Annotated in this window: 18 protein-coding genes; 11 read left to right on the top strand and 7 right to left on the bottom strand. The window is 48.2% G+C overall.

The annotated features are described in order from the left end of the window. Nucleotides 1-312: 312 nt before the first annotated feature. The 6 genes from KJS94_RS01520 to KJS94_RS01495 all read left to right on the top strand — a co-directional run bounded on the left by KJS94_RS01520 (nt 313) and on the right by KJS94_RS01495 (nt 5051). Nucleotides 313-1890, top strand: a complete 1578-nt coding sequence (locus KJS94_RS01520; RefSeq protein WP_214446993.1) for an N-acyl-D-amino-acid deacylase family protein — start codon at nt 313-315, stop codon at nt 1888-1890. A 195-nt stretch (nt 1891-2085) separates the two neighbouring features. Continuing rightward, a complete protein-coding gene (locus KJS94_RS01515) occupies nt 2086-2304 on the top strand; it encodes a hypothetical protein (protein WP_214446992.1) in 219 nt (72 codons plus the stop codon). A gap of 160 nt (nt 2305-2464) precedes the next feature. Beyond that, nucleotides 2465-2902, top strand: a complete 438-nt coding sequence (locus tag KJS94_RS01510) for a hypothetical protein (protein ID WP_214446991.1) — start codon at nt 2465-2467, stop codon at nt 2900-2902. A gap of 24 nt (nt 2903-2926) precedes the next feature. Continuing rightward, entirely contained in the window at nt 2927-3574 is a 648-nt protein-coding gene (locus KJS94_RS01505; protein WP_214446990.1) for a hypothetical protein, read from the top strand. Then, nucleotides 3574-4377, top strand: a complete 804-nt coding sequence (locus KJS94_RS01500) for a sensor histidine kinase (RefSeq protein WP_214446989.1) — start codon at nt 3574-3576, stop codon at nt 4375-4377. Before KJS94_RS01505 ends, KJS94_RS01500 begins: the two co-directional genes overlap by 1 nt. After that, a complete protein-coding gene (locus KJS94_RS01495; RefSeq protein ID WP_239804248.1) occupies nt 4374-5051 on the top strand; it encodes a response regulator transcription factor in 678 nt (225 codons plus the stop codon). Before KJS94_RS01500 ends, KJS94_RS01495 begins: the two co-directional genes overlap by 4 nt. A gap of 22 nt (nt 5052-5073) precedes the next feature. On the opposite strand, the gene KJS94_RS01490 is transcribed toward KJS94_RS01495, so the two are convergent. Beyond that, entirely contained in the window at nt 5074-6615 is a 1542-nt protein-coding gene (locus KJS94_RS01490) for a peptide ligase PGM1-related protein (RefSeq protein WP_214446988.1), read from the bottom strand. A 131-nt stretch (nt 6616-6746) separates the two neighbouring features. On the opposite strand from KJS94_RS01490, the gene KJS94_RS01485 reads away from it, so the two are divergent. Further along, a complete protein-coding gene (locus tag KJS94_RS01485) occupies nt 6747-8006 on the top strand; it encodes an NRAMP family divalent metal transporter (RefSeq protein WP_214446987.1) in 1260 nt (419 codons plus the stop codon). Nucleotides 8007-8165: 159 nt separating this feature from the next. Here the strand turns inward: KJS94_RS01485 and KJS94_RS01480 are convergent, their stop codons facing one another. After that, on the bottom strand, nt 8166-9506 hold the full coding sequence (locus tag KJS94_RS01480; protein ID WP_214446986.1) for an OmpA family protein: 1341 nt from the start codon (nt 9504-9506) through the stop codon (nt 8166-8168). A gap of 227 nt (nt 9507-9733) precedes the next feature. Between KJS94_RS01480 and KJS94_RS01475 the strand changes: the two genes are divergently transcribed. The 3 genes from KJS94_RS01475 (at nt 9734) to KJS94_RS01465 (ending at nt 11838) form a co-directional block, all read left to right on the top strand. Continuing rightward, the gene (locus tag KJS94_RS01475; protein ID WP_214446985.1) at nt 9734-10531 is read left to right on the top strand and encodes a DUF4382 domain-containing protein; all 798 of its coding nucleotides are present in this window, start codon (nt 9734-9736) and stop codon (nt 10529-10531) included. A gap of 99 nt (nt 10532-10630) precedes the next feature. Then, nucleotides 10631-11224, top strand: a complete 594-nt coding sequence (locus KJS94_RS01470) for a hypothetical protein (protein ID WP_214446984.1) — start codon at nt 10631-10633, stop codon at nt 11222-11224. Nucleotides 11225-11241: 17 nt separating this feature from the next. Further along, nucleotides 11242-11838, top strand: coding sequence for a hypothetical protein (locus KJS94_RS01465; RefSeq protein WP_214446983.1), 597 nt, complete (start codon nt 11242-11244; stop codon nt 11836-11838). Nucleotides 11839-11891: 53 nt separating this feature from the next. Here KJS94_RS01465 and KJS94_RS01460 read toward each other — a convergent pair whose 3' ends face one another. Together KJS94_RS01460 and KJS94_RS01455 are read right to left on the bottom strand one after the other, a co-directional pair. After that, nucleotides 11892-12866 carry a LysM peptidoglycan-binding domain-containing protein gene (locus KJS94_RS01460; protein WP_214446982.1) on the bottom strand — a complete coding sequence of 325 codons (975 nt, stop codon included), beginning with the start codon at nt 12864-12866 and terminating at the stop codon, nt 11892-11894. A gap of 58 nt (nt 12867-12924) precedes the next feature. Beyond that, nucleotides 12925-14331, bottom strand: a complete 1407-nt coding sequence (locus tag KJS94_RS01455) for a methyltransferase RsmF C-terminal domain-like protein (RefSeq protein ID WP_214446981.1) — start codon at nt 14329-14331, stop codon at nt 12925-12927. 124 nt (nt 14332-14455) lie between these two features. Between KJS94_RS01455 and KJS94_RS01450 the strand changes: the two genes are divergently transcribed. Next, nucleotides 14456-15481 carry a S41 family peptidase gene (locus KJS94_RS01450; protein WP_214446980.1) on the top strand — a complete coding sequence of 342 codons (1026 nt, stop codon included), beginning with the start codon at nt 14456-14458 and terminating at the stop codon, nt 15479-15481. Here KJS94_RS01450 and KJS94_RS01445 read toward each other — a convergent pair. From KJS94_RS01445 to KJS94_RS01435, 3 genes are read right to left on the bottom strand one after another with little or no spacing between them, the layout of a single operon-like run. Further along, the gene (locus KJS94_RS01445) at nt 15478-16935 is read right to left on the bottom strand and encodes an NAD(P)(+) transhydrogenase (Re/Si-specific) subunit beta (RefSeq protein ID WP_214446979.1); all 1458 of its coding nucleotides are present in this window, start codon (nt 16933-16935) and stop codon (nt 15478-15480) included. The two genes, KJS94_RS01450 and KJS94_RS01445, sit on opposite strands and share 4 nt — an antisense overlap. A gap of 42 nt (nt 16936-16977) precedes the next feature. Continuing rightward, entirely contained in the window at nt 16978-17298 is a 321-nt protein-coding gene (locus KJS94_RS01440) for an NAD(P) transhydrogenase subunit alpha part 2 (protein WP_214446978.1), read from the bottom strand. Between the two features lie 48 nt (nt 17299-17346). Continuing rightward, nucleotides 17347-18465, bottom strand: a complete 1119-nt coding sequence (locus KJS94_RS01435) for a Re/Si-specific NAD(P)(+) transhydrogenase subunit alpha (RefSeq protein WP_214446977.1) — start codon at nt 18463-18465, stop codon at nt 17347-17349. Nucleotides 18466-18484 lie beyond the last annotated feature (19 nt).

The raw sequence follows: 18484 nt of genomic DNA, 5'->3' as shown, positions 1-18484 counted from the left end.
GACGGTCAAAGGGTGAAGGATTTTCCCAAAGTCAGCCTCTGCTACCAGATACACCAGGCAAACCTTAGTTCAAATACCTTTAACCATTGCCTTATCCTCATTGCCTGGTGTATCCCTTCGCCCATTACATTTTCCACATCAGGCTTCCATTCATCGAGCTTACATCATTCTTCTTTCAAGCTCCTTACAAATATTGGAATAAACGATCGGAAAAAATGCAACTAATCGTTAGCCATTAGCGGCGACTACAAATTACCCTTAGTATTCCGCCTGATGCCTGCTTTTCCCTAATTTTAAGACAATCCCCTTGTTATGAAATACTTATTGCTCCCCTTCTTGTTTTTTTGCGCCGGCCTGAAAGCCCAAACCTTTGACCTGGTGATCAGGAACGGCAGGATCGTTGATGGTTCCGGCAACCCCTGGTTCTACGGTGATGTGGCCATCGCCAATGGAAAGATCGTGGCGGTTGGTAAGCTCAGCCAGGCCAATGCGCAAAAGACCATTGACGCCAAAGGATTGGTGATCGCACCTGGCTTTATTGATGTTCACGCCCATATTGAAGGCTCCATTTTCCAGAAACCGACAGCAGACAATTTCATTTTTGATGGCGTTACCACCCTGGTCACGGGTAATTGCGGAGGTTCATCTGCCGAAGGCATTGGCCGTTTCCTTTACAAGATAGACAGCGCAGGCACTTCCGTAAATGTCGCAAGCCTGGTAGGCCATAATACGGTGAGGGAGGCCGTAATGCAAAGGGTAAAACGCGACCCATCCCCACAGGAACAGGAGTCCATGGAAAAACTGGTAGACCTGGCGATGCAGGAAGGGGCTGTCGGGCTTTCCACTGGTTTGATCTATGTTCCCGGCACCTACTCCAAAACGCCTGAGGTAGTGGGACTTGCCAAACAAGCTTCGAAACATGGTGGTGTGTATGCCAGCCATATGCGCAGCGAAGGCAATAATGTTACAGATGCCATCCGTGAAACCATCACCATTGGCAGGGAAGCTTCCATACCTGTGGAGATCTCCCACTTCAAGGTATCCGGCAAACAAAACTGGGGGAGGTCAACCGAAACGCTCGCCATGGTGGAAGCTGCCAGGAAAGAAGGCCTTGATGTAACCATTGACCAATACCCTTATACTGCAAGTTCCACCAACCTCCATACCATGTTGCCATCGTGGGTGCTATCCGGCGGACAAGACTCGGTGGTCTATCGCCTGAACGATGAAGCAACCAGGGCCACCATCATCAAGGAGATGAAGGCCACGGCTTCAAAAGCGAAAATGAAGAATTATGATTACGCAGTAGTGGCTTACTGCACGGCAGATACCAGCATCAATGGCAAATCCATCTCTGCCATTACCATGGCCAAAGGGAAGAAGTCAAAAATCAGCTCTGATATTGAAACTGTTTTCGAGATCATCAGGAAGGGTGGTGCCCAAATGGTCTACCATGGCATGAATGAAAAGGATGTGCAGCATTTCATGCGGTATCCATTCAACATGATCGCTTCAGATGCCGGAGTGGTTTACCAGACCAATAGCGTTCCCCACCCGCGCGCCTATGGTACCAACGCCAGGGTATTGGGAAAGTATTCCAGGGAACTGGGCATCCTCAGCCTCGAAGAAGCGATCAGGCGGATGACCTCATTACCTGCACAAAAATTCAACATCAGGGACAGGGGCCTGATCAGGGAAGGCATGGTGGCTGATATTGTTGTCTTCGATCCGGCAAGTGTAACCGACCTTTCCACTTTCGATAAGCCGCATGCCTACAGCACCGGGTTCCAGTATGTGCTGGTCAACGGGCAGCCGGTAATGGAAAACGGGAAACACAATGGCAGCAGGCCGGGAAAGGCCGTTTATGGACCGGGCAAAGCAAAGGGCTGAACGCAGTAACATCTGATGACCCTATTGACCAACACGGAGGGGGTACGGGATTTTTCCCCTACCCCCTCTGGTTTAATACCCTTTTCTATAACTACTGCCTGAGATAGTTTCACATCATCAAACAGCCATTCATCAGCCAAGGGACAATTGAACTGCAGGCTGGTACTGGCAATGAGAACCATTCAATATACAGACATGAAACTGTCCAAAATCATCAGGCAGCCGGCCATGCTTTTCCTGCCAGCGGTACTAACAGAACCATCCAGCCCTTCTTTGATGTTCATCACTGCTGCCAGTATGGAAGTGTTACGAAAGATGTTGCCCTACATGATGAGTGTAATCATCAGCCTGACCATTATCATGATCCTGCTGGTCATATACCATGTTAGCAGGAACCACCATAAACCGCAATAGTCGCAATTTCACCTGTGCTTACCTGTGAGAAAGGGGGACCAATACAGGTCTCCCTATTCCACTTTCTCTTCCCACCAGTCTGTTTAGCCGGGGCTGGGCCATTGAACAAATCATCTAATAACCTAACTTTAAACATAACAATAACCCCCAACCAAATTTTATGCGTAACCTTATCCTCAGTTTGGTCATTGTATTGATGGCCATTGCCTGTAGCAGTCCCAAATCAACAATTTCCAGCCTTACCACTGCCCCGCCTGATGTATCAATGATTGAAAAGATCTCCTATGCTGAAGGTGAAAAGCTTAGGCAAGCCTATGAAACGGATGAAGCCTTCAAGGCAAAATTCAAAAATGGAATGCTGATCCCTTTTTCAGTACTCGATTCCCTCAAAGAAGGTGCTGACTTTGATGCCATCCGTATTTATTTCGGTAAAGACAACAGGTTCTCAAGTCCGGTATTTGTCATTGTAGGGGTTAAGAATGCGAGGTTCCCGCCAGTAGTGGATACAACCGACCAGAAAGGAACCTCCGGTAATGGACAGGACGGCACCACCACATTCCTCGTGTATTACCCTTGTCCCACCCATTGTAAAGATTGACCTTACCCATAATCCAGGCCAGGAATGAGCATGATAGCATTAGGCACTTACATTAAGTTGGGCATAATTGGCGCAGGCATTTTAATAGGCTTCCTGCAAAATGAAAAACTCACAACGGCTAACCGAACCTTCTGGTTCTTCCTTGTGATCGCCGGAAGCTTCGAGATCCTGGAAAGAATGATGGGTGTTATATTCCAGAATAATTTCCCCTTGTACCATGTTGCCAGGCCCCTGTTCTACGGTATCCTGACCTGGGGTCTGGCAACCGGGCTGGGGCGATTCAGGAAGCTATTCCTCCTGACCGTCCCATTGGTATGGCTGGCAGCCTGGCTGAATGCCAGGACACTTCAACCCCCTGCCACCACCCTCAATACCATCGTGATCACATTTACTTCCCTGCTCCTTATCCTGCAGGTCTTGCTATATGTGACCAGGCTGTTCGAGTATGAAGACTGGAACACGATCATGTACAGGGGTTCATTCTGGATCGTACTGGGCATCCTCATCAATTCCATCTCTTCCTTTCTCACGCTCAGCATTTATAATTCCATACTCAATAGGGGCAATGACCTTACCTTTCCCATATTGGTCATTACCGAATGGCTTTTTTATTTGTCATTTAGCCTGAACTTTATCCTTCAGTCTAAAGGTAGTCCCCAAAAATCCGCTTGATGCAATCCACTTCCTACGAGATCATCTATACACTCGCCGTTGCAGTATTGATCATGCTTGCACTCAGTGGGTTCGTAGTATACTTTATCCTTATCAGCCAGCGCAGGAAACTTCGGATGATGCAGGAACAGCAGGAGCTGAAGGAAGCCTATGAGAAGGAAATCCTTACCTCACAGATTGAAAGCAGGGACCAGACACTGAGGGATATCAGCCAGGAGATCCATGATAACATGGGTCAATTGCTGAGTGTAGCCCGACTGAACATGAATATCCTCGAAAAAGAACTGTCCAGCACACCTTCCCAGAAAAGAGCGGAAGACACCAATAAGATACTGGCCGATGTCATCAAATACATCAGGACCCTTTCAAAGGGATTGAACTCTGATATGCTGGCCACCTATGGCCTTCGGGAGTCTATCCGTTTCGAGCTCCAGCGGATCGAACAGAGTGCGATGATCAGGGGCATCCTCATTACGGAGGGGGAAGACTTCATTATTGATGCCAAGAAAGAGATCGTTCTCTACAGGATGACACAGGAAATGCTGAACAATATCCTCAAGCATGCCAATGCAAAAAGCATCACTATTTCCATGATCTATACAGATGCTGCATTCAACCTTATCATTAAGGATGATGGCGACGGTTTTGAGCCCAATGAGGCAAAGAACCGCGGCATTAACGAATCAGGATCGGGCCTGAACAACCTTGAAAAAAGGGCAGCGCTGGTTGGCGCCAGGCTTGAGATCAATAGCAGGAAAGGAGAAGGTACCACTATCCATATAACACTACCCAAAAACGGATGAGCATCATGCAAAACCAGGCATTTCCCAAATACAAGGTTGCCATAGTTGACGACCACAGGCTTATTACGGAATCGCTTTCGCATTTGATCAATGATATCCCTGGCTTTGAAATGATCTGCCAGGCCAGCAACGGAAAGGAGTTGATCAATTACCTGGAATCGGGGAAAACGACTCCCGATATCGTGATCGTAGATGTGAACATGCCGGTAATGAACGGCATTGAAACATCCCGGCACCTGACCCAGCATTACCCGCTCATACGCCTTCTTGCACTCAGCATGAATGATGATGAAAGTTCTGTTATCCAGATGATCAGGGCGGGCTGTAAAGGTTATTTGTTGAAGGATTGCGGCCAGGCGGAACTGCAGAAAGCCCTTACGGACATCCTGGAACGGGGATTCTATTATTCAGATTTCGTGACCGGGAAACTGATCCATAATATCAACAAGGAAGATAAACAGGAAGATACATCCATCAAGCTAACAGAACGCGAAATGGAATTCATCAAATACGCCGCATCTGAAATGACCTACAAGGAGATCGCCAATACCATGAAGCTGAGTGAAAGGACCATTGACGGTTACAGGGAATCCCTGTTCGAAAAACTCCAGGTCAAAAGCAGGGTTGGCCTGGTATTGTATGCAGTGAGGCTGGGTTGGGTGAATGCCCATTAATCATGCACCGCAACCGGAGCTTTCAGCATTTCCCGGATTCTTTCTCCAGCACCTCTATTATCCGCTGGTAATAGGCAATCGCCTCTCCTGGACTATGGCCAATGCATACCACCCCCAGTTTGCCGTATTGTGACAATGCACCGATCAGGTGGAACATTACCCCCTGCTGCCTGCTGCCATCATACTGCAGGCCATTCATCATGGCAATATCGATCAGGTCATGGGGTGTCAATCCTATATAAGAAGGTGAATACAGGTTATCAGAACTATAATAATACAAGTCCCTGCCTGTAGCACTATGGTATATCCCTTCCCCTTCAGCATAAATACCATTGGTCAGGAATTGCAGCATCAGGAAGGGATGGGTCGTTCCCCCTTTGCGCAAATTGATCTCAATAGCATAATGACGCCATAAACCCTCATCATCTTTTACACTGATGAAGTCAATACTAAACCTTCCCAGTACTCCTTTATCCTTTAAGTTACCTGCCATCATCCTGGCTTCTTTGGCAAGTGAAGCCGCATAGTCCCGGTCTGCTGGAAAGGATGCCCCAAGGAATACCTGGCCGCAATTCCCACCCAGCAATTGATCATGGGTGGAAATGATATCCACCTCCCCTGTTGGGGTGATCCTGCATTGAACAGATGGAGAGCGCTTGGTTTCCCCTTCAACAAAACATTCCACTATGCCTCCCATACTGTCAAACTTATCAAAGAACTGGGCAGCAGACATGCCAGGTGCAACTGGACAGGTATTACCCATCAAACCATCGCGTATTTCAATCGTCGAAACCCTTCCTTCGCTATAGGTAAAGACAGCATTGCCTTCCCCGGAAAAGCCCTCTTCCATTTTGATCACGGCCTTTCTTAGGTTGGAATGGCGCTGCTTCAATTGATGCAAGGCATCAACTACTGCACTCCTGTCAACCAATCCTTCCATCCCATCTGGCATAGGGGCACCGCAGTCCCTGAAAACGGACCTGCCGCCCGATTTTGAGCCGATCCAATCAAGGCCGGGGTCACAACCATATACCGGCAACTGCAACCTTACTGCCAATTCCTTTTCAAAATTGGTGACATTGAAAAAAGCCAGGTGCGCAGCATGTCCGGCAGGGATGGATGTTTTGATCCTTTCGATCAACCTTGGCCGATCCAGGATCTTCTCCGTGAGGGACTTGGGGGAAGCATCATTGCAGGATAGCAGATGAAGTCGCTGGCGTGCGTGGTAACCGGTTATGCCCGGCAGCAGTGACAAATAATAATCAACAATAACAGGATCGATGGTAGTACTGGTCACATACACCACATGGGTCCTGGGCATACGCAGCAGCATCAACATGCACAACATCCTTTCTTCATAATGGACAACACCATTGATCTTGGAAAGTATCTCCTGGTCCAATGTAAGACTGGGTATGATCACCACTGTTTTCTCCGCCTTTTCGTCGGGGAAAACTATCGGGAACTCCTTGCGGAACTTTTCCTGCAAGTCCGGGAAACCCAGCTTTCCTTCCATATTGGCCAGGGGAATCCCTTCCATTCTTACCGGTGGTGGCGACTGCATGATTTTTGGACCCAATCTAGGCTGTACAAGCATTTCCCACAATGAGCAATATCAGCCAGGGGCATGATTACCCATCAATTCTTCCGATCCATACAACTTCATTCCCTTAAACTTTATCTTTATCCTGAGCTATGGAGAAACAAGAGGCTAAAAGACCACAATGGAAAAAGTTCCTGAAGCAACTTGGTCCGGGATTAATAACCGGGGCAAGTGATGATGACCCATCGGGGATCGTCACTTATACCCAGGCAGGAGCCCGCTTCGGTCCCTTTTTATTATGGACAGCCTTGTTCACCTATCCCCTGATGGTAGTGGTACAGGAGATGTGCGCAAGGATCGGCCTGGTCACCAGGCATGGACTGGCAGGTACTATCAGGCAATACTACCCGAAATGGGTACTCTACATGGTGGTACTGATCAGCGCCCCATCAATTATCATGAATATCGGGGCAGATATAGCAGGCATGGGAGCTGTTGCCAACCTGCTTTTTCCCAAGATCCCCTCCTATGTATTCTCCATATTGTTTACGATAGCATTACTGTACATGACTATCGCCTGGAATTACCATAGAATAGCAACAGCCTTGAAATGGCTATGCATCAGCCTGCTTGCCTATATCCTGATCCCTTTCCTGACCCATACCGATTGGCCAAAGGTTATCAGGCACACCATCATCCCTACCTGGAAAAATGACACGGAATACTGGATGGCACTGGTCGGCATCCTGGGCACAACCATATCCCCCTATCTTTTCTTCTGGCAGGCTTCGATGGAAGTGGAAGAGGTCAACCAGCGACACCTGGTAGTGGATAAACGGATCATGCTGGCCATGGAAAGCGATGTACGCACAGGAATGCTGCTCACTAACCTGGTATTCTTCTTTATCATCCTGGCAGCATCCAATGTGTTGAACAATGCAGGTATATTCCAGGTGGATACAGTAGAAGACGCCGCAAAAGCCCTGCAACCATTGGCAGGCAATGCTGCTTACCTGCTTTTTGCCCTGGGAGTGATGGGTACCGGCTGCCTGGCCATCCCTGTCCTGGGGGGCGCCTTGAGTTATATGATCGCCGAGACTTTTAACCTTGAACAGGGATTGGATAAAAAATTCCATGAAGCCAAAGGATTCTATGGCATCATGGCGGTATCCCTATTCCTGGGACTGGCTATGCAAACCCTGGGGATCAGTCCTGTTAAGGCCCTGATCTACACTGCCATTCTTTACGGCATTACAGCACCCATACTGATCGCCATCATCCTGTTAATCTGTAACAACAAAAACATCATGGGACCTTATACCAATAGCAGGATGTCGAATATCATGGGCGTGCTCACCTTCTTACTCATGGCCACTGCTGCAGTTGCCCTCCTGTACTATTATTTTCACTGATACTTTACCGTTAGGCACCCCCTTCACTCCATAAATTCCGGAAATCAATTTGCGGAAAGCATACCATTAAGGACAGTTCATTTCGATACATAATTAAATAGAAAAGAGGCCGTCCCTGCAATTGGGACGGCCTCTTTATTATGTTGTGGCAGTAATTTCTTACTGGCTAACCTTGAATTCTACACGACGGTTCTTGGTACGGCCATCAGCTGTAGCATTATCTGCAACCGGCTGGTCCTGGCCAAAACCTTGCGTGGTCAAACGATCTGTAGCAACACCTTTTTTCACCAGGTAAGCTTTTACGGCATCCGCACGCTTCTGGCTCAATACCTGGTTGGCTTCGGCCTTACCGGTATTATCAGTGTGACCGCCAATTTCCACCTTCAACTGGGGATATTGCTCGTTCAGGATTCGGGCAGCCTTGTCCAGTTCCTTCTTGGCAGCAGTTGTAAGTGCTGCACTTCCTGTTACGAACTGAACAGCGCTGGCATTGAACTTGGAAGCTTCCAACCTTGGACAGCCACCATTATCTGCAGGTCCGGCAAGGTCAGGGCAACGATCTTCTTCATCGTTCACACCATCATTATCCTTGTCAGGGATCGGGCAACCTTTGTAACGGGCAACACCAGCCTCATTAGGGCACTGGTCTTCTTCATCATTCACCCCGTCCTTATCGGTATCAGGAATTGGACATCCCTGGTACTTGGCGATTCCCGGAACTGTGGGGCACTTATCATTTTCATCATTGATGCCATCCTTATCTGTATCTGGCACAGGGCAACCATTGTACTTGGCCACACCCGGAACAGTAGGACACTTGTCATCATTATCGTTGATGCCATCCTTATCTGTATCAGCAGGTGGTGGCGGCGGCGGTGGGGCAATCACTACCGGTTGTGGCTTCTTCCCAAACCTGTAGTTGATGGTAGCCTGGTATGACTGGTTACGGATCTCGTAATCTTCATTATCACGGATATCATTAATACCCTGGATAAAACGTGCAGCCAATCCCCACTTCAATGATGGCCAATATTCAAAGCCCCCATGGAAGGCAAAGTTGTTGCGAATGAAATCATCGGAATTCTTTTCCTTAACCCCCTGTACAACCTTGTTTCCACTCAGCAGGAAATCAATGCCGGGACCTGCAAGGAAATTGAATTTGTCACTCACCCAGTATTTAACTGAAACGGGTATAGAAAGGTAATTCAGGCGCTGGCTGATATCGCGGCCCGCATCCTTAATCTTACTTCCATTTTCATTGAAAGAAAGTTCAGGCTGGATAGCCCATTTTTTACTTACCGGAATATTGGTAAAAAGACCTCCTGAAAATCCGGGTTTTATCTCGCTAGCCCATCCTTGTGGGGTATTGCCGGATAAATTAAACCTGGAAAGGTTCCCCCCTGCCTTGGCCCCAAAAAAAGGAGTATTGGCCAATTCCTGCGCCGTTACGGCACTACAAACCAGGAAGGGTAATGCAAAACTCAGTACAACTTTTCTCATACTAGTTATTTTGGTTAGTGGTTAATCATAGCCCATTTGCTTAGTTTAACTAAATGGTACTCAGACAAAAATACATTTAAAGTTGATTAAATTCCCAAAAAAAATGCCCAATAACCAAGGGTATCAGAATATAACACCCCCGATTAACCGATAAGTTATCCACATTTCCGGGAATTTGGAATAGTATTTGGCAGGATTCAAGTGGTACTCTTTCTTAAAACACACTTATGAAAACGAAACATTTGTTTGCTTGTGCTGTACTCAGCCTGGCCGCTCTTGCCTTTACCTCCTGTAGCGACAACAACAACACCGGCCCCGACCAGGCACGCCTGGAAGTGAGGCTAACCGATGCTCCCAATCCCAATATCAAGGAGGTTTGGGTGGACATCAGGGAGATCCAGATCAATACCGGCGACACTTCCAAATGGATGTCCCTGCAAGGGATCTATCCCGGAATATACAACCTGCTGGAACTAACCAATGGTAAGGACACCCTGCTAGCAGATGCTGTTATCCCTGCCGGCAGGATCAGCCAACTCAGGCTAATCCTTGGCAGCAATAACTATATCATCATGAAAGATGGGCGCAAGGAAATGCTGAGCACACCCAGCGCCCAGCAATCAGGCCTCAAAGTGCAGATCCAGTCAGAAGTTTCCGGCGGGGTACTCTACCGCCTGGTCCTTGATTTCGATGCAGCCAAGTCTGTGGTAGAAGCAGGCAACAGCGGAAAGTTCAACCTTAAACCGGTGATCAGGGTAATCTCCTTTATTCCCTCCGGTGGTATCGCCAAGGGAGTGGTAGCACCCGATACCGTGCTGACAAATATTTATGCTATTAAGGGATCGGATACCATTGCCTCTACTGCAACCGATTCCGGCCGCTACCAGTTCAGGGATATCCCTGCAGGAGCCTATGCATTCCACTACTACCCCACTGATACCACCTTTAAATCAACCACCCGCAATGTTTCCATCACCCTTGGCCAGACCACGGTGATCGATACGGTAAAGCTGGAAAAAAAGTGATCAGAAGTCCTTTATAAACAAGCAAGGGTGCCCCTTTAACAGGGCGCCCTTTTTTTCTGGCAGGTTTTGTAACTTGAAGGTCCAAGTAAAGAACTGCCCATGAGAAAAATCCTGATAGCCACATTACTGACCTTTCCGGCATTGGCCTTTTCACAGGTCAAGAGTGTGGATGTATCTACCCTTATAGCAGGGCCATCGGAGAACTTCTACCTTTTTGCCAATGGCATGCCCAGTACCCCTACCAAATACACCAGGATCAATTCCGGCTCACCTTATTACAGGGATATTTTTGAAAAAGCAACCCTGGTATTCCCGAATGGGAAGGCTGCAAAAGACCAGCTGATCAGGCTCGACCTGGTTACCGGTGAGATCCAATTCAAAAACGACAAGGGAGATGAAATGATCGCCACTATTCCTGTTGAAAGGATCATCTTTGCCAATGGTACTGAAGGACAACCGGAGGTCTTTATCCACGGATCCTTACTGCCTACTGACGAAAAAAAACTAAAGGCTGCTTGGTTCCTTGATTGTTCAACGGAGAATGCCCCTTGCTATCAATTACACACCAAAAAGCTGGATGAATACAAACAATACAATTCTGCCACAACAGAGATCAACATTGTCGAAAAGAAAAGCTTCTACACCATCCAGGACAGTGTTTTAGTGGAAGTGAAGAAGGGCAGGAAAAAATGAACCCAGATACCTCAACCATGAAACTCATCTTTGCATCCCTATTAGCCATTACACCTGCGGCCTTGCTTGCACAGGTAAGTAATGCAGAGTTCTCCAATAGCAATAATGGCAGGATGATCAACCTGAATGCCTTCTCCAATTCCATTCCCAGGATCACCGATCGTTATTCGAAAGTGGAAAGCGGCTCAGCATTCTATAAGGACGCCTACGCGAAGGCCGATATAGAACTGCCCAATAACAAATTGGTAAAGGATCAGATGATCAAACTGGACCTGGTGACCAATGAAGTCATTTACCTCAACGAAAAGCAACAGGAAATGATCGTTGTCATGCCAGTCAGGAAGATCAATCTGACCGACCCCGAAACAGGCAAACCCGAAACCCTATTGCATGGGTCAATTCTACCCACAGAGGACAGGATACTGATGGAAAGCTGGTTCCTGGAAGTCCCGACTGGTAATGCCACCCTTTACCGGCATCTTTATAAAAGGCTGGAGGAAACCAAGCCCTTTGATGGAACCGCTCCATTGTTGAACATCACTACGCGCGAAACCATGTACACCATAGAGGATGGAAAACTCATCCAGTACAAAAAATCAAAAAACAAGAAGTAAAAGAAAAGCATAAAAAAAGGGGCCAAAGCCCCTTTTTACTTTATTGCACCTGGTCAATATCTCACTTCTGCTGCAAACCTGGCTTCACCAGCTCCTAGTTCAGCTGCGCCTGCATTACTTAATCGTATCACCAGCCCTGCATTCTCCCTGATATCCGAAAGCGTACCCAATACTTTTGCATAGATGAATTTATTGTTAGCAGTATTCACCACCTGTACAATGGTACCTACCGGCACATTATCCATCAAAGCATAATATTTGCCATCATTCCATCCGCTCGTGCTGCGGAAGATATTGGCTGCACCCTTGTTTGACTTTCCGGAATTCTCGAACTGGGATTTGAAATATCCACCTTTATAATCAATGGATGTTGGCCTGTTATCACCTGCCTGCTTAGGCGGATCCTGCTTGGTCAACACTGGTGCCGGTGCAGGCTTGGCCCCTGTTGCAGGTTCCTGCTTTGGGGTAGTGATCGGCTTCTCTTCCTTCGGTGGCTCAACCGGCGCCTTGGGTTGTGCAGTTACGGCCACCGGCACACCGGTTGCTGCCTGGCCGGCCAGGGCTGACAATTCACGCTTTACTTTCAGGTAACCTACCACCAATGTCATTCCCGCCTTCACCTGGTCGCGCTTGATCTTGTTCCAGTTCTCAAGGTTTTCTATCGGCACTTTATTGTAATTGGTGCTGATCCTGTACATCCATTCCTTCTCAGCTACTTTATGGTAAACAGGCACCAATGCTTCATCGGTGGCCTTCTGGCCATCCTGGGAAAAATTAGTGCTGTTCAATGGCACACGTACTACCTGGCCAATGCTAACCCCCTTGGAAAGGTCGGCATTATTGTAAGGGGCCAATTCCTTGGGACTGATATTATACAACCTCCCCAGGCTATACCAGGTCTCTTTGGGTTGCACCACATGTACCACATATAAAGAAGGGGAAACACCCTGTATCTCAAGGTTAGGCTGGGCTTTAAGGGATAAGCTGAACAACAGGCCAAACAACCACAAAATCGGCTTTCGTTGCATAAGGAATAGATTTTACTCGTTGCAAATATGCGTGTTTATCGGCAAAATTGAAGCCAAATTACTGACCGGGCTGTTTCAGTATCCGCCACTCTTTGGGATAGTAATTATTGAGCCTGTTGGGCAATGCCTTCACCCAGCCAAGCGACAATCCTTCATATTGCACCAATGCCCATCCCTTGATGCCGGGGGCAATGTGAAGGTCGTCCCTGCGCAGGTAGGCAATGGCCTGGTCCTTGTCTACTGCAATGACAGGCAATTCCTTCGACAGTATAGTACTTAAGGCCAATGGATGATCCGGAACAAGGTCCTTACCGGCCAGTTTGCCCACCATCACGCCTGCCTTTTTAATGAATAGTTGCTGCAGGGAAGGAAGCAAACCTTCTACCTGTGCAGGCATAGCCAGGATATGACCGTTCCAGTCCAATAAGGAAAGCCCCTTATTGGACAGCCATGGCGCTACCAGGGACGATCCTGACTTGCCCAGTTTTTCCCATTTTACTTTTTTATTCCGGGAAGGGAATGACTGTGTTGTATGTCCTTCCTTCCTGAATACGGTAATGAAGAACCCTTCGCCTTTCACTTTATCGGGATAGAATCGATACCCTTTCGCCCCCTTCCCCGATGAATTTGTCTCAACAATATTCCATTTGCTGCTTACCTGTAGTCCAATGGATACGGCCTCGAAATTCTCCAGCAACCAATCCGCAATGGCTTCATCTTCTGCTACTGAATAGGAACAAGTGGAATACACCAATATACCACCTTCCTTCAGGGCAGGCCATACATCCGCCAGGATCCTTTGCTGGCGCTGGCTGCATAAGGCAACATTTGACTCACTCCAATCGGCAATGGTATCGGGATCCTTCCTGAACATGCCACTTCCGCTGCAAGGCGCATCCACCACGATCACATCAAAAAGTCCTTCCAGGCCGGAGAAATCCCTGGGGTCATTATTGGTGACCACCACATTAGCACTCCCCCATTTGGTAATGTTCTCCTCCAATATGGACGCCCTGGCCCTGATCACTTCATTACTGACCAATACACTATCCGGGCCGATCAGGGAAAGCAAATGGGTGGATTTGCCCCCGGGTGCTGCACACAGGTCAAGAACGGTCAGGGGCTGGTCCAGATCAACGCATTGACGGATGGCCTGTTCCAGGAACATGCTGGACGCTTCCTGTACATAATAGGCCCCCGCATGGAACAAGGGATCGAAAGTAAAGGAAGGCCTTTCGGCAAGGTAATAGCCCATACCTGACCAAGGGACCCTCTCCTGCAACCGGAAGGAAAGACCGGAAGGTATAGCAGATTCGTCCCCTTCTTTTCCCGACAAGGAAATCCTGGCAGGATTCATCCTTATGGAGACTACCTGCTCCCCTGAATCATGTACTTTACAAAAGCTCTCCTGGTCAAATCCAGGAGCATCCCCAATGGACCGAATGAATGATGACGGTAAGGACAAAGACAAAAAATTATCCGGTAAAATTACGACCCAGTCGCCATTATCTCCACTTCATTCACCAAAATGACCAGCGGTCAGCTCCCTTCTCCCATACAGCATAACTTTGCGCCCTTAATCAGTTCTTATGTCCCGATATCTACTTATCCTGGCAACCTGCCTGTTCATTGGAAGTTTATCTGTCTCCGCACAGGTACCCGATAGCGTCAAGACCTTTGTGGATAGCGCATTGAACCTGATGGAGCAAAGATCCATTTACTCCGCTAACGTAAACTGGGCAGAGATGCGCAGCAATGTTTACAAGGAAATTGCAGGCAGCAAATCCTACCAGGACGCCTACCCTTCCCTCATCAAAGCATTCAATGCATTGGGGGATAAACATGGATGGCTGGTCTTCGAAGACAAGGACTACCGCAACCCTGATTATCATTTTGACACCACCAGGATAAATCCCGATATCAAAGCAGCAGCAGCAAAAGGACCAAAAGTTTATGCCGGCCTGATCGACAACCATTATGCCTATGTCAGCATCCCCTTCTTTGGCGGACAATCAGCAGAGGCCATGCAGGGATTCGCACAAAAGATCCAGGACTCATTATGTGCCAATATCAAGCCCAACACCAAAGGAGTTATCGTTGACCTCAGGCTCAATGGTGGAGGGAATATGTTCCCCATGATCAGCGGACTTGGCAACCTGCTGGGTGATGGCATCATTTCCATGACCAGGAACAATAAGGGAGACACAACAGGAAAGACAATGGTGAAAGGAAATTCCGTCATCGCCTTTGACACTACATTAACCAGTTGCAACAGGAAATGCGGCGACCTTTCCAGGCTACCAGTAGCCGTTATCATCGGGCCTGTTACAGGAAGTTCAGGGGAGGCATTGGCACTGGCATTCAAAGGCCGGCCGGCAGCAGTTTTGGTCGGTGAGCCTACAGCAGGATTTGTTACGGCCAACCAGGGCTGGTACCTGCCCGGCAAGGACAATGGGATAGTGCTGGCAGTTGATTTCATGACCGACAGGACAGGAAAACAATACATGGAGGATGTTCAACCCGATATCAGGGTTGTCGGAGGGGACAACTTCTTTAATTGGAAAAAAGACGGGAAAATAAAAGCGGCAATAGACTGGATGAAGAAATCGCGCTAAACATTCTTGATCTCCGCAACCAATTCCTGCAATACCTTTTTGGCATCACCAAACAACATAGAGGTCTTGGGCCGGAAGAACAGGTCATTCTCAATACCGGCATAACCCGGCTTCATGCTCCGCTTGTTAACGATGCAGGTCTTTGCAGATTCAACGTCCAGGATAGGCATACCATAAATGGGCGAAGACGGATCTGATTTGGCTGCCGGGTTAACCACATCATTTGCCCCCAAAACCAATACCACATCTGTTGAGGGAAATACCTCATTGGCATGTTCCATTTCCAGGAGGTTCTCATATGCCACGTCTGCTTCGGCCAGCAATACATTCATATGCCCGGGCATCCTGCCTGCAACGGGATGGATGGCGTATTTCACTTCAACCCCTTTTTCGGCAAGCTGTTTTTCCAATTCATGGCAGGCATGCTGCGCCTGGGCAACTGCGAGGCCATAACCCGGAACGATCATCACTTTATTGGCATAGGCCAATACCATTGCAGCATCACTAAGTGAAATCTCCTTATAAGTTCCCTGCTCCTGCTTTGCTCCGCCACCTCCGGTTGAGGTGGCACCAAAGGAGCCGATCAAAACATTCTTTAGCGAACGGTTCATGGCCTTGCACATGAGGATGGTCAGTAAGGTACCTGCAGCACCCACCAAGATCCCACCGGTAAGCATGGCCTTATTGTTATACAGGAATCCACCACAAGCAGCGGCCACACCGGTAAACGAGTTCAACAGGGAAATCACCACCGGCATATCTGCGCCGCCTATCGGCAAAACAAAAAACACCCCATACAATACCGCCAGCAGGAACACCAGGTAGAACACCATCACATTGGCATTCTCATGGACAAGTATCATCCAGGCAGAAAGCACCAACACAATGGCCAGCAGTAGCAGGTTAAGGATATGCTGCCCCCTGAAAGCAAAATCCTTAATCCTTCCGTTCAGTTTACCCCAGGCAATAACGCTTCCTGCAAAAGACACTGCCCCAATTACCAGGCCCGCAAGTATCACCAGCATCTCTGAGGTCCAGGTCCAGTAAGCTCCACTGGAAGGAAAGATATCTTCCAGCAGGATCTCAGGCTGCGAATGGATCTTATCGGCAAGGTGGTTGAACTCCACCATGGAGATCAATGCCGCACAGGCCCCACCCATCCCATTAAAGAGGCTTACCATTTCAGGCATGGCCGTCATCTTCACCTTTTTTGCTGCCATTACACCCACTACGGTACCGATCAGCAAACCGCCGAATATCCATGCCTTATTTCCCAGCAAATTGCCTTCATCATCCTGGTAAAGAAAAATCGTCCCAATAATGGCCAGCCCCATACCAATAGCAGCAATACCATTACCCTTCCTGGCTGTTGCCGGGTTGGATAACATTTTCAGGCCAAGGATGTAAGACACGGAGGCCAGCAGGTAAATGATTGCAAGGATTGAAAGATTCATGATTAGCGTCTTGAGTTGAAGGGTATGGGAATGGCTGCTGATTTATTTTTTAGCTTGTTTCCGGTGGCTGAACATTTCCAGCATCCTATCCGTGACCACAAAACCACCAACCACGTTAAGTGTACCAAGAATTACGGCCAGGAATCCCAGGATGATGGCGAGGTAATTATAAGACGCTGCCTTACCCATTACAATAATGGCACCAATGATCACCACACCATGTATGGCGTTGGCCCCACTCATCAATGGCGTATGCAATACGCTGGGTACGCGACCAATCACCTCAATACCCAGGAAGACCATCAGGACCACTATATAAATGTATTCCTGGTAAGCAGTGATCCATTCCAATATACTATCCATAAAAAACTTTTTTTGATCAGACAAATCAATCATTACTAACAGCAATGGTTACCCTAACAGGGACTTCACCCTTTCATGGACCACCTCGCCGTTAAAGCAGATACAGGAACCTTTTACCAGGTCATCTTCCCAATTCAATTCCAGCTTGCCATCCCTGCTCGTCAGCAGCTCCATGAAATTCATCAGGTTCTTTCCATACAACTTACTTGCATCAGAAGGCATGGTGGCAGGAAGATTGGAATCGCCGATGATCGTAACACCGTTATGGTTTACCGTTTCATTGTTACGGGTGAGCTCGGTATTTCCGCCGGTTGCAGCAGCAAGGTCAATGATCAAAGCGCCCTTCCGCATGGATTCCACCATTTCCCTGGTCACTAGTTTAGGCGCTTGCTTTCCCGGGATCTGCGCTGTAGTAACCACAATATCTGCCTTGGCAATACTATCAGCGATCTTCTGTTGTTGCCTGGCCTTGAACTCGGCAGATTGTTCAACCGCATAACCACCAGCGCCTGAAGCATCAGCTGCGCCTTCCACCTCAATGAATTTTGCACCCAGGCTCATTACTTCTTCCTTAACCGCAGGACGCGTATCAAATACTTCCACCACGGCACCCAGCCTTCTTGCAGTAGCAATGGCCTGCAAGCCCGCCACCCCTGCGCCAAGGATCAGCACTTTCGCGGGCGCAATGCTACCAGCTGCTGTCATGAACATGGGGAAATAACGGGAATAGGTATTCGCAGCCAGCAGCACAGCCTTATAACCGGCAATATTGGCCTGCGAACTCAGCACATCCATACTCTGTGCCCTTGTTGTCCGTGGAAGCATGTCCAGGCTGAAACAGGTATAACCAACTGAGGCAAGTTCCTTGCATTCAAGGAATCGGTAGAGCGGCTGGTAAACCCCGATCAACACCACCCCTTTGGTCCCGGGGAGGTTCTTCACTTCAGGCAGGTGAATACTCAGTATGATATCTGATGCCACCACCTTATTACGGTCACCCATGATCGCACCGGCCTGCTGGTATTGCTCATTGGGAGCAAAGGCTGCCTGCCCCGCATCATATTCAACCATCACCTGGTGGCCTTTCTTTACAAGCAATGCAACAGCATCAGGCAAGAGTGATACCCTTGTTTCAAAGGAGGGTTCTTTTAAAACGCCTATGACCATAAAATGAGGTGGGATTATT

The organism is Flavihumibacter rivuli, from assembly GCF_018595685.2.
Taxonomy (GTDB): domain Bacteria; phylum Bacteroidota; class Bacteroidia; order Chitinophagales; family Chitinophagaceae; genus Flavihumibacter; species Flavihumibacter rivuli.
The sequence above is the reverse complement of the archived record's forward strand: the minus strand, read 5'-3'. Positions and strand labels throughout refer to the sequence as shown.